10 protein-coding genes, 5 tRNA genes and 1 pseudogene are annotated in these 11,604 nt (G+C 65.2%); all 16 read left to right on the forward strand.

What is annotated here, in order from left to right; translation table 11 throughout:
- A pseudogene (gene rlmB, locus HMPREF1008_RS10145) lies at positions 1-823 on the forward strand (23S rRNA (guanosine(2251)-2'-O)-methyltransferase RlmB); the annotation flags it as partial.
- Positions 816-1,352 (forward strand): NYN domain-containing protein, encoded by a 537-nt coding sequence (locus tag HMPREF1008_RS03175; RefSeq protein WP_009278394.1) that lies wholly within the window; start codon positions 816-818, stop codon positions 1,350-1,352. The pseudogene rlmB and the gene HMPREF1008_RS03175, both read left to right, overlap by 8 nt.
- A 109-nt stretch (positions 1,353-1,461) precedes the next feature.
- Positions 1,462-1,537, forward strand: a tRNA-Thr gene (locus HMPREF1008_RS03180).
- A gap of 278 nt (positions 1,538-1,815) precedes the next feature.
- Positions 1,816-1,899 (forward strand) — tRNA-Tyr (locus HMPREF1008_RS03185).
- 6 nt (positions 1,900-1,905) lie between these two features.
- Positions 1,906-1,981: transfer RNA gene (locus tag HMPREF1008_RS03190), tRNA-Thr, on the forward strand.
- Positions 1,982-1,997: 16 nt separating this feature from the next.
- Positions 1,998-2,074, forward strand: a tRNA-Met gene (locus HMPREF1008_RS03195).
- Between the two features lie 80 nt (positions 2,075-2,154).
- Positions 2,155-3,360, forward strand: a complete 1,206-nt coding sequence (tuf, locus tag HMPREF1008_RS03200) for an elongation factor Tu (protein ID WP_009278395.1) — start codon at positions 2,155-2,157, stop codon at positions 3,358-3,360.
- A gap of 235 nt (positions 3,361-3,595) precedes the next feature.
- Positions 3,596-3,745: a 50S ribosomal protein L33 gene (gene rpmG, locus HMPREF1008_RS03205; RefSeq protein WP_009278396.1), complete on the forward strand. Its 150-nt coding sequence runs from the start codon at positions 3,596-3,598 to the stop codon at positions 3,743-3,745.
- A 14-nt stretch (positions 3,746-3,759) separates the two neighbouring features.
- A tRNA-Trp gene (locus HMPREF1008_RS03210) sits at positions 3,760-3,835 on the forward strand.
- A 78-nt stretch (positions 3,836-3,913) separates the two neighbouring features.
- Complete coding sequence (gene secE / locus HMPREF1008_RS03215) at positions 3,914-4,285, forward strand: preprotein translocase subunit SecE (RefSeq protein WP_009278397.1); 372 nt, start codon at positions 3,914-3,916, stop codon at positions 4,283-4,285.
- A gap of 3 nt (positions 4,286-4,288) precedes the next feature.
- Positions 4,289-4,834: a transcription termination/antitermination protein NusG gene (gene nusG, locus HMPREF1008_RS03220; RefSeq protein ID WP_009278398.1), complete on the forward strand. Its 546-nt coding sequence runs from the start codon at positions 4,289-4,291 to the stop codon at positions 4,832-4,834.
- Between the two features lie 90 nt (positions 4,835-4,924).
- Positions 4,925-5,353 carry a 50S ribosomal protein L11 gene (gene rplK, locus HMPREF1008_RS03225; RefSeq protein ID WP_009278399.1) on the forward strand — a complete coding sequence of 143 codons (429 nt, stop codon included), beginning with the start codon at positions 4,925-4,927 and terminating at the stop codon, positions 5,351-5,353.
- A 65-nt stretch (positions 5,354-5,418) separates the two neighbouring features.
- Positions 5,419-6,123, forward strand: a complete 705-nt coding sequence (rplA, locus tag HMPREF1008_RS03230) for a 50S ribosomal protein L1 (protein ID WP_009278400.1) — start codon at positions 5,419-5,421, stop codon at positions 6,121-6,123.
- Positions 6,124-6,451: 328 nt separating this feature from the next.
- Positions 6,452-6,973, forward strand: coding sequence for a 50S ribosomal protein L10 (rplJ, locus tag HMPREF1008_RS03235; RefSeq protein WP_009278401.1), 522 nt, complete (start codon positions 6,452-6,454; stop codon positions 6,971-6,973).
- Between the two features lie 63 nt (positions 6,974-7,036).
- Positions 7,037-7,411 (forward strand): 50S ribosomal protein L7/L12, encoded by a 375-nt coding sequence (rplL, locus tag HMPREF1008_RS03240; RefSeq protein WP_009278402.1) that lies wholly within the window; start codon positions 7,037-7,039, stop codon positions 7,409-7,411.
- Between the two features lie 723 nt (positions 7,412-8,134).
- Positions 8,135-11,599 carry a DNA-directed RNA polymerase subunit beta gene (locus HMPREF1008_RS03245; RefSeq protein WP_232202823.1) on the forward strand — a complete coding sequence of 1,155 codons (3,465 nt, stop codon included), beginning with the start codon at positions 8,135-8,137 and terminating at the stop codon, positions 11,597-11,599.
- Positions 11,600-11,604 lie beyond the last annotated feature (5 nt).

An 11,604-nucleotide genomic window follows, 5' to 3' on the forward strand; every position in this document is an offset into this window, starting at 1 on the left:
CCCGGGCGCGGGGACGGTCCCCGGCCAGGGGTCGAGCGTCCCTCTCGCCCCGACGGCCAGACCGTCCGCCCCTCCGGAGACTACATCGAGGGCAGGCGCGCCTGCGCCGAGGCGCTCGAGGCGGGGATTCCCCTCAGGCGGGCGCTGGTCAGCGCGGGGAGCGACGGCGCGGACCCGACTCTCGCCTCGCTCGTGGGCAGGCTCGCCGACGCCGGCGTCCCGGTCCAGGACGGTTCCGCGCGCCAAACTCGACGCCATCAGCTCGCATGGCGCCCACCAAGGCATAGCCGTGCAGGTGAAGCCCTATGCGTATGCCAGCCTGGACGACGTGGTCGAGGCCGCGGGGCAGGGCCCCGCCCTTGTGCTCGTGCTCGACCACGTGACTGACGAGGGCAACTTCGGAGCCATCGTCCGCTCGGCGGAGGTCGTGGGGGCGGCGGGCGTCGTCATCCCCAAGGTCCGCGCGGCCGGAGTCGGCGTGGGTGCCTACAAGACCTCCGCCGGCGCCGTCCTGCACCTGCCCATCGCCCAGGTGTCGAACCTCGCCGCCGCGCTCGGCCGCCTCAAGGAGGCGGGCTTCTGGGCTGCCGGCGGCACGGAGCACGCGGAGCAGGACCTCTGGCATGCCCCCCTCGAGGGCAGGCTCGCCCTGGTCGTGGGCTCGGAGGGGGAGGGCATCTCCCGTCTGGTGCGCGAGAAGTGCGACTTCGAGTGCCGCCTGCCGCAGCGCGGACGGGTCGAGTCGCTCAACGTGGCCCAGGCCGCGACCGCCCTCTGCTACGAGTGGCTGCGACGGACCATGGCGGGAGGGGCGGATGAGTAGGCCCTCCGAACTCCTGGTGGTCGACGGCTACAACGTCATCTTCAAGTCCAGCCGCTACATGGCCGTCGTGGACGAGGCCTCTGGGGAGGGCGATCCCTTCGACCGCGCCCGCGAGCTTCTCATAGCTGACGTGGCCGCCTACGCCCAGGGGAGCTACGACGCCGTCGTGGTCTTCGACGCGGCGGGCAACGTCTCTCCCGACCGCCCCAACCTGGGCAAGGCCGGGATCCGCGTGATGTTCTCGCAGGTGGGCGAGTCTGCCGACTCCGTCATAGAGCGCCTGGTCACGGGTGCGCGCCTGCAGCCCCGCGAGGTCACGGTTATCACCTCCGACAACACAATCCGCGCCACGGTGGGCGGGATTCCCGTCACCAGGGTCTCGAGCGACGTCCTGGTGGCCAACGTCGCCCACATGAACGCGGACATCGGGCGCGAGCTCGCCGACCGCACCCATGCCAAGCTCACGCTCGAGGACCGCCTCGACGCGCGGACGCGCGCGCGTCTAGACGAGCTGCTGGGAAGGTCCTAACGCCCCGGGCGGGCCGAGGCGCTTGTGCCCGGTTGCCCCACCTGCTCGGTGGCCGTCGAGCGCGTCGTGGCCCACCGCCGGGCGGGCTTTCGCTATCATCAATGCGCATGCTGGTGTAGCTCAGTTGGTAGAGCCCTAGTCTTGTAAACTAGTTGTCGCCGGTTCGAGCCCGGCCACCAGCTCCACGCATGTCCGGGCCCGCCCAGTATGGGTGGGCCCCTTCCATGCGAGGGCAAGGCTCGCCGCGTCGCGCCGCGTCGTACGACCTCTCCCCTCGCCCGGAAGAACCAGGCGAGAGGGGCCGCAAAAAGGGTCCTGTCCAAAACGTTTGTGCAGGAATCGTGCGTGAGATACGCCCGGGTGCGTGGATTAGGATAGATTCCGTTGACAACGCTTTTTTGGCGTCGTAATATCACTTCCGCTTGCAAGGGGTAACCCAAGCGAGCGGCTTGAAAATTGGAATGGGGATGTGGCACAGCGGCAACTGCGGCGGACTGTAAATCCGCTCCCTCTGGGTTCCCTGGTTCGAGTCCAGGCATCCCCACCATTCCAGGCCCGTGTAGCTCAGTCGGTAGAGCACTTCGTTGGTAACGAAGAGGTCACCGGTTCGAATCCGGTCGCGGGCTCCATTTCAGGCAGGCACCTGCCGGTGTAGCTCAGCTGGTTAGAGCACGCGGCTCATACCCGCGATGTCACTGGTTCGAATCCAGTCACCGGTACCAGAATTCTTACGGGGCTTCGGCCCCGTTTGAAGTATAAAAGCAGCAAAGGCCGTAAGGGTTGTTTCTAAAGGAGGACGGCAATGGCCAAGCAGAAGTTCGATCGTAGCAAGCCGCACGTAAACATCGGTACCATTGGTCACGTCGACCACGGCAAGACCACGCTGACCGCGGCCATCACCAAGGTCCTCTCCGAGACCGAGGGCTGCAAGGCCGACTACACCGCCTTCGAGAACATCGACAAGGCACCCGAGGAGCGCCAGCGCGGCATCACCATCTCCGTCGCCCACGTCGAGTACGAGACCTGGGAGCGCCACTACGCCCACGTCGACTGCCCCGGCCACGCCGACTACGTCAAGAACATGATCTCTGGTGCCGCCCAGATGGACGGCGCGATTCTCGTCATCGCCGCCACCGACGGCCCCATGGCCCAGACCCGCGAGCACATCCTCCTCGCCCGTCAGGTCGGCGTGCCCTACATCATCGTCTTCCTGAACAAGTGCGACATGGTCGACGACGACGAGCTCATCGACCTCGTCGAGATGGAGACCCGCGACCTCCTCTCCGAGTACGACTTCCCCGGAGACGACCTCCCCATCATCCGCGGCTCCGCGCTGGGCGCCCTCAACGGCGAGCAGAAGTGGGTCGACTCCGTGGTGGAGCTCATGCACCAGGTCGACTCCTACATCCCCACGCCCGCCCGTGACAACGAGAAGCCCTTCCTGATGGCCATCGAGGACGTCATGACCATCTCCGGCCGCGGCACCGTCGCCACCGGTCGTGTCGAGCGCGGCGAGCTCAAGCTCAACGACCAGGTCGAGATCGTCGGCATCAAGGAGACCCAGACCTCCGTCGCCACCGGCATCGAGATGTTCCGCAAGACCATGGACTTCTGCGAGGCTGGCGACAACGTGGGCATCCTGCTCCGCGGCGTCAAGCGCGAGGACATCCAGCGCGGTCAGGTCCTCTGCAAGCCCGGCTCGGTGACCCCCCACAAGAAGTTCACCGGCGAGATCTACGTCCTCACCAAGGAGGAGGGTGGCCGTCACACCCCGTTCTTCTCCGGCTATCGTCCCCAGTTCTACTTCCGCACCACTGACGTGACGGGCGACATCCAGGAGCTCACCGACGCCAACGGCGCCAAGGTTGAGATGGCCATGCCTGGCGACCACGTGACCGTCACCTGCGAGCTCATTCACCCCATCGCCATGGAGCAGGGCCTCAAGTTCGCAATCCGCGAGGGTGGCCACACCGTCGGCGACGGCCGTGTCTCCACGATCGTCGAGTAGCTAGGCCTCCTAGTCTCTAGAACGACCTTTGGGCCCGGTGCCCTCCTCGGAGGGTGCCGGGCCCTTCTCTGTCCCTGGGCCGAGCGCCAGGTGAGAGCAGCCCCACTTTTGGTGGTTTTGTTGAGGCCAGGCGCGAAGAGCAAAATAGTTGACAGAATCGGCTGACGGATAGTAACGTATTCCATCGCGTCGCCATCGAGATAGTCTTGACGGCGGCTGTCCTACAGGAGGATCTATGCGCACAATGGTTACCCTCGCATGCACCGAGTGCAAGCGTCGCAACTACACCACCGACAAGAACAAGTCCAACACTCCCGATCGCATGGAGTTGAAGAAGTATTGCCCGTGGTGCCACAAGCATACCCTTCACAGGGAGACTCGCTAAAATAGAGTCGACATAGGCCAGTAGCTCCAATGGTAGAGCGGCGGTCTCCAAAACCGTTTGTTGAGGGTTCGAGTCCTTCCTGGCCTGCCAGCTAACACCACCGGCTTTCCTCCTCGGAGGTTAGCCGGTTTCTATGAGAAGGGGCATTTGCCCCAGAGGGGTTTGAGGATGGCAAAGAAAGAGCGTCAGAAGAGGAGCGCACGCCAGGCACGCCAGCAGGAGCGTGCCGAGCGCGAGGCCGCAAGGGCCTCGGCCTCCGCCGAGGATGCCAAGTCGACTTCCAAGAAGTCCGGCCAGTCCTCCAACCTGTCTTCGTCCAAGGCGTCGAAGCCGGCCAAGGCCAAGAAGAGGTCCAGGCTCCGGAGCTACCTCTCTGACGTCAAGACCGAGATGCGCCGCGTCGTGTGGCCGAGCAAGCCCGAGCTCAAGAGCTACTCCGTCGCGGTCATCGTGATGCTGGTCGTCTTCGGCATCCTGGTCTGGCTCGTGGACACCGGCTTCGTCGCCCTTCTCGTCGGCTTCACCGGACTGAGGGGGTAGGGCATGGCTAAGCGCTGGTACGTCGTTCACACTTATTCGGGCTACGAGAACAAGGTCAAGACCGACCTCGAGCACCGCATCGAGACCTACGGCCTCGAGGACCAGATCGTCGACATCCAGATTCCCACCGAGCAGGTGACCGAGATCAAGGACGGCGGCAAGAGGGAGACCAAGGAGAACAAGGTCTTCCCCGGCTACGTCCTCGTCCGCATGGAGGTGGACGACAACTCCTGGGCCGTCGTCCGCAACACCCCCGGCGTCACGGGCTTCGTCGGCATCGACGGCAAGCCCACGCCCCTGCGTCGCAGCGAGTTCAACAAGATCATGCGCCGCACCAACCCGCGCGGCGCGCAGGAGGTCCCGAAGCACACCACCACGAACCTCGAGCCCGGCATGGCCGTCAAGGTCGTCAACGGCCCGCTCGCGGACTTCGACGGACAGGTGGCCGAGGTCATGCCCGAGGCCGGCAAGGTCAAGGTCATGCTCGCGATCTTTGGCCGCGAGACCTCCGTCGAGCTCACCCTGGACCAGGTCGTCACCATCGCCTAGATTTCCCTTCGACCCCGGTATCGGTGAGGATTGCTTCTCGGGGCCGGAACTAGATATGCCGCACGCACACGTCGAACGCAGGAGACAGAGATGCCCAAGAAGAAGGTCACTCGCTTCATCAAGCTTCAGATTCCCGCCGGCCAGGCCAACCCCGCGCCTCCGGTAGGCCCCGCCCTCGGTGCCGCCCAGGTCAACATCATGCAGTTCTGCCAGGCCTTCAACGCGGCCACGCAGGACAAGGCCGGAGACATCATCCCCGTCGAGATCACCGTCTACGAGGACCGCTCCTTCGACTTCGTGACCAAGACCCCTCCCGCGGCCCAGCTCATCAAGAAGGAGCTCAAGCTCAAGAGCGGTTCCGGCGTCCCCCAGCGCGACAAGGTCGGTCAGCTCACCCAGGAGCAGCTCACCAAGATCGCCGAGATCAAGATGCCCGACCTCAACGCCAACGACATCGAGGCCGCCAAGGCCATCGTCGCCGGTACCGCCCGCTCCATGGGCGTCACCATCGCCGAGTAGCACGGGCTACCTGGCAACTACCACGTGGGAGGGCTCGCGCCCGCTTGACCACATAGGAGGAAAGCATGCCTAAGCACGGAAAGAACTACACGGGAGCCGCCGCCAAGGTCGAGGCCGGCAAGGCCTACGGCCCCAAGGAGGCCATGGCCCTCGTCAAGGAGCTCTCGACTGCCAAGTTCGACGAGACCGTCGAGGTCGCCGTCCGCCTGGGTGTCGACACCCGCAAGGCCGACCAGAACGTCCGCGGCTCCATCTCGCTGCCCAACGGCACGGGCAAGGACGTGCGCGTTGCCGTCTTCGCGGAGGGCGAGAAGGCGCGCGAGGCCGAGGCCGCCGGCGCAGACATCGTCGGCTCCGACGAGCTCGTCGCCGACATCCAGGCCGGCAACATCAATTTCGACGCAGTCATCGCCACGCCCAACCTCATGGGCAAGGTCGGTCGCCTGGGCCGCATCCTCGGCCCCCGCGGCCTGATGCCCAACCCCAAGCTGGGCACCGTGACCATGGACGTCGAGAAGATGGTCAAGGAGCTCAAGGCAGGCCGTGTCGAGTACCGCGCCGACCGCTACGGCATCTGCCACGTCCCCATGGGCAAGGTGTCCTTTACCGCCGAGGCGTTGGCCGAGAACTACGGGGCCCTGTACTCCGAGCTTCTCCGCGTCAAGCCCTCCACCGCCAAGGGTCGCTACGTCAAGAGCGTCGTCGTGTCCTCCACGATGGGCCCCGGCGTGAGGGTCGACTCCTCCGTCACGCGCGACTTCACCGCGTAGGTCGAGGCAAAGCCTGATTTGACGAAGCCCCATGGCAGCGGCCATGGGGCTTTCTTGTGAAGAGGGCCGTGCGGCACAGGTGAGCTTGACAGCCCGATTCTTGGGTGCAAGAATCTACAATGCTCGAAAGAGCAAACCATACATCGCACGTCCGCTGCCAAAGACAGTCGGTGCCGCAAGGCTCAAAGGGGAGACCCGCCTGCCGAGGTGGTCTAAAGAAACGTCTTCTTGGACCCCGCTTTGGCCGCGCGCCTAGCGGGGTCTTTCGCGTGAAGGCCCGCCCGTGTCGGCGGCTCGTGCCCTAGCGCGTTCCAAGGAGGTGTATTCAATGCCAGCACAGTCCAAGATCAACATGCTCGAGAAGGTCAACAAGTCTATCGAGGCGTCGAAGGGCGTCTTCTTCATCGACTATCGCGGCCTCTCAGTCAAGGAGACCCAGGAGCTGCGTCGCGCCCTGCGCGAGGCCGGTGCCACGATGAAGGTCTACAAGAACAGCATCGTGAACATCGCCCTCAAGGAGGCCGGCCTGCCCGACGTGAGCGAGAAGCTCGTCGGCACCTGCGCCTACGTCTTCTACGAGAACGACCCCGTCGATGCCGCAAAGGTCATCAAGAAGGAGGCCGAGGCACTCAAGAAGATCGAGTGGATCGGCGCCATCGCAGATGGCAAGGCGCTCGACGCCGACGAGGCCAAGGCCTACTCCGAGCTCGCCTCCCGCGAGGAGCTCATGGCCAAGCTCGTCTACGTGGTCGCCAGCCCGCTTTCGGGCATCGCCCAGGTTTGCGCCGGTCCCGCCCGTGGCCTCGCCACTGCGCTCCAGGCCGTCGTCGACCAGAAGAACGCCGCGTAAGCCCCATCGCACCAAGCAAAGGTCGCAGGGCACGCCCGTGCCCTCACACAAAGGAGAATTGACATGGCTGTCACCAAGGATGAGATCATCGAGGCCCTCAAGGAGATGCCCGCCCTCGAGCTTTCCGAGCTGGTTCACGAGCTGGAGGACGTCTTCGGCGTCTCCGCCGCCGCTCCCGTCGCCGTCGCCGCCGCCGCTCCCGCGGCTGCCGCCGAGGAGGAGGAGAAGACCAACTTCGACGTCGAGCTGACCTCCTTCGGCTCCAACAAGATCGCCGTCATCAAGGTCGTCCGCGCCCTCACCTCCCTTGGCCTGAAGGAGGCCAAGGAGGCCGTCGAGGGTGCCCCCAAGGTGCTCCTCGAGGGTGCCAAGAAGGAGGACGCCGAGGCCGCCAAGAAGCAGCTCGAGGAGGCCGGCGCCACCGTCACCCTGAAGTAACTGGGGTCTTGACACGCTAGCTCAGCGACTCAGGTCGCTCGGGGTCCGGGCATATGCCCGGACCCTTTTTCGTCCGAAGCGGGCGTCGCCCGTCCGCCACAACAGCGCGCGTGGACAATCTTTGCCGGCTGGCTGGGGCATCAACTGACGAAAGCGACGGAATGGAGAACGTCTCCGTGTCGGAATCACCCGTTTTCTCGCCTGACGTATTCTTTCGTAACGCCGATGGCGCGAAAGTCCCAACGAGCCACCGGCAAGGAACGCGCGGCGAGCGGTTTCCTGGGGAAACCCGCCGAGAGCCGTTCCGTACGAGGCTCCCGCGAGCGAAAGCCTCTGGAGCAGACGAGAAAAGAACGTCGCTACCCTCTCGAGGCACAGACGGAGCCCCGTTCTTGCGCTCGTTCTTGTGCCTGTGGACAGAATCGCTCCCTCTAGGCGAGAAGACCGTCCACACCCACAAGATCGGGCAAGCCAACTCCAGGAGCCTCTCACGTCCCATCACAGCCGCTCCACAATTGCCGTGGCAAAACCGCAGGTAGTCGGAGCGTGGTTCTCCCATACAAAATAATGACGAATATGTCAAGGCTTTTCATTGACCAAATGGCAGCCCTTAGGTACTTTATTAGATTGCGACAACTGCCGCTATTTAACCGTTGAAGGAGGAAGTGCCTGGTGCCTACCGCAAAGTCTTCCCAAGCCGCACAGGCGGATCAGCGCGAGCGCATGAGCTTTAGCAAGATCCCCAGCGCTATGGAGCTGCCAAACCTCATCTCCGTGCAGAAGGAGTCGTTCGAGCGCTTTATGGGCGAGGGTCTCGCCGAGTCCTTTGCCGAGTTCTCTCCCATCGAGAACTCCGCGAAGACCATGGAGGTCTCCTTTGGTGACCACCAGTTCGGCGATGCCCCCAACAGCATGGCCGAGTGCCGCGCCAAGGACATCTCGTACCAGGCGCCCCTCTTCGTCGACGTGCGCTTCGTCAACAAGGAGACCGGCGAGATCAAGGAGCAGCTCGTCTTCATGGGCGACTTCCCGCTCATGACCGACCGCGGCACCTTCATCATCAACGGCACCGAGCGTGTCGTCGTCTCGCAGCTCGTGCGCTCGCCCGGCGTCTACTTCTCGTCCGAGCTGGACAACGGCGTCCAGGTGCATCACGTGCAGTTCATTCCCGCGCGCGGCGCTTGGCTCGAGTTCGAGATTGACAAGCACGGCCACCTCGTGGTCTCCATCGACCGCAAGCGCCGGCAGAGCGCCACGGTCCTCCTGCGCGCCCTGGGCATCGCCGAGTCCGACGACGAGATCATGAACCTCCTGGGCGACTCCGAGGTCGTCCGCTCCACCCTCGAGCGTGACGTCGCGACCACCCGCGACGACGCGCTGATCGAGATCTACCGCCGCCAGCGCCCCGGCGAGCCCCCCACCGTGGACTCCGCCCGCTCGCTGCTCGACAGTCTGTACTTCAACAACCAGCGCTACGACCTCGCGCGCGTGGGCCGCTACAAGATCAACAAGAAGCTCGGCCTCGAGATCGACGCCCAGCAGAAGGTCATCACCAGCGAGGACATCGTCAGCGCCCTACGCTACCTCCTCGCGCTGCACGAGGGTGACCCCACCAAGAAGCTGGATGACATCGACCACTTCGGCAACCGTCGCGTCCGCACCGTGGGCGAGCTGGTACAGAACCAGTTCCGCATCGGCATGAGCCGCATGGAGCGCGTCATCCGCGAGCGCATGGCCTCCCAGGACGCTGACGACATCACGCCCCAGTCGCTAATCAACATCCGCCCCATTGTCGCGGCCATCAAGGAGTTCTACGGCTCCTCCCAGCTGTCGCAGTTCATGGACCAGTCTAACCCCCTGGCCGGGCTTACCCACAAGAGGCGCCTCTCGGCCCTCGGCCCCGGCGGCCTTGCCGGCCACAAGTCCGGCTCCAGCCGCCGCACCAACGTGCCCACGGCCGTCCGCGACGTCCACAACTCGCACTACGCGCGCATGTGCCCCATCGAGACCCCCGAGGGCCCCAACATCGGCCTCATCGGCTCGCTGGCCCTCTTCGCCCACGTCAACGAGTACGGCTTCATCGAGTCGCCCTACCGCCGCGTCGTTGACGGAAAGGTGACCGACGAGGTCGACTGGATGACTGCCGACGAGGAGGAGCTCCACAACATCGCCCCCGCCGACGTGCCCGTGGACCCCAAGACAGGCAAGTTCGTGGCCGTCGACTCCAAGGGCAACATCTACGCGCCCGAGACCGTCGTCGCGCGCACCCGCAACTTCGACGGCTCCTTCGGCGCGCCCGCCCAGATTGAGGTCTCGGCCGTCGACTACATGGACGTGTCGCCTCGCCAGATGCTCTCCGTCGCCGCCAACCTCATCCCCTTCCTCGAGCATGACGACGCCAAGCGAACCCTGATGGGTGCCAACATGCAGCGCCAGGCCGTGCCCCTGATCACCTGCAACGCCCCCCTCGTCGGCACCGGCCTCGAGGCCCGCGCCGCGCTCGACTCCGGCGAGCTCATCAGCGCCTCCCACGAGGGCGTCGTCACCGAGGTCGACGCCGCCCACGTGGTGGTCAACACCGAGAGGGGCCCCGAGCGCTACGACCTCCCCAAGTACCAGCGCTCCAACCAGAGCACCTGCAGCAACCACCGCCCGGTGGTCAAGGTGGGCCAGCACGTCGCCCAGGGCGAGCCCCTGACCGACGGCCCCTCCGTCGACCACGGCGAGCTTGCCCTCGGCGCCAATCTCACCGTGGCCTACATGCCGTGGGAGGGCTACAACTACGAGGACGGCATCATCGTCTCCGAGCGCGTCGTCCGCGACGACCTGCTGACCTCCGTCAACATCTCGCGCCACGAGATCGACGCCCGCGACACCAAGCTCGGCCCCGAGGAGATCACCCGCGAGGTCCCCAACCAGTCCGAGGAGATGCTCGCCAACCTGGACGACGACGGCATCATCCGCATTGGCGCCGAGGTTGGCCCCGGCGACATCCTGGTGGGCAAGGTCACCCCCAAGGGCGAGACGGCCCTCACCGCCGAGGAGAGGCTGCTCCGCGCCATCTTCGGCGCCAAGGCACACGACGTCCGCGACACCTCCCTCAAGATGCCCCACGGCGCCTATGGCCGCGTCGTCGACGTGGTGCGCTTCAGCCGCGAGGCGGGCGACGACCTCCCGCCAGGAGTCAACGAGCTCGTCCGCGTCTTCGTCGCCCAGCGCCGCAAGATCCAGCAGGGCGACAAGATTGCCGGCCGCCACGGCAACAAGGGCGTCGTCTGCAACGTCCTGCCCGTGGAGGACATGCCCTACATGACCGACGGCACCCCCGTCGACGTGCTCCTCGACCCCCTGGGCGTCCCCTCTCGTATGAACGTCGGCCAGCTGCTCGAGTGCCACCTCGGCTGGGCCGCCGCCCACGGCTGGGACACCGAGGACCCCGACTCGAAGAGGGTCGTCGAGGGCAACATGCGCGTCGCCACGCCCGTCTTCGACGGCGCGACCGACGTCGAGGTCGCCGAGGCCCTGCGCCGCACCAACATCAACCTGGTCAACAAGGCCATGCGCGAGTACGGCAAGCACATGGACATAGACTTCGTCCCCCAGCTCAACGAGAAGGGCAAGACGACGCTCTACGACGGTCGCACCGGCGAGGCCTTCAAGAGTCCCATCACCGTGGGCACCTCCTACATCCTCAAGCTGGGCCACATGGTCGATGACAAGATCCATGCGCGCTCGACCGGCCCGTACTCCCTGGTCACCCAGCAGCCGCTGGGCGGCAAGGCCCAGTTCGGCGGCCAGCGCTTCGGCGAGATGGAGGTGTGGGCGCTCTATGCCTACGGTGCCTCCAACGTGCTGCACGAGCTCATGACCGTGAAGTCCGACGACACCAACGGCCGCGTCAAGACCTACGAGTCCATCGTCAAGGGCGAGAACGTCCCCAATCCGGACATCCCCGAGTCCTTCAAGGTCCTCGTCAAGGAGATCCGCTCCTTGGCCCTGGACATCGAGCCGATCACCTACAAGAAGGTCGGCGAGGACGAGGCCGGCGCGCAGGACGAAGCGACCGTCAGCCCCGTGGACGTCTTCGCGGGCGCCGAGAGCGCCGACGACCTGATCGGCGGCCTCTCCGCCGACCTCGACAAGGGCGAGGACGCGCTTGTCGGCGACATCACCAACGATAAGGAGTAGCGAAC

It is taken from the genome of Olsenella sp. oral taxon 809 str. F0356, assembly GCF_000233535.1.
In the GTDB taxonomy this organism is placed as follows: Bacteria; Actinomycetota; Coriobacteriia; order Coriobacteriales; family Atopobiaceae; genus Olsenella_I; species Olsenella_I phocaeensis.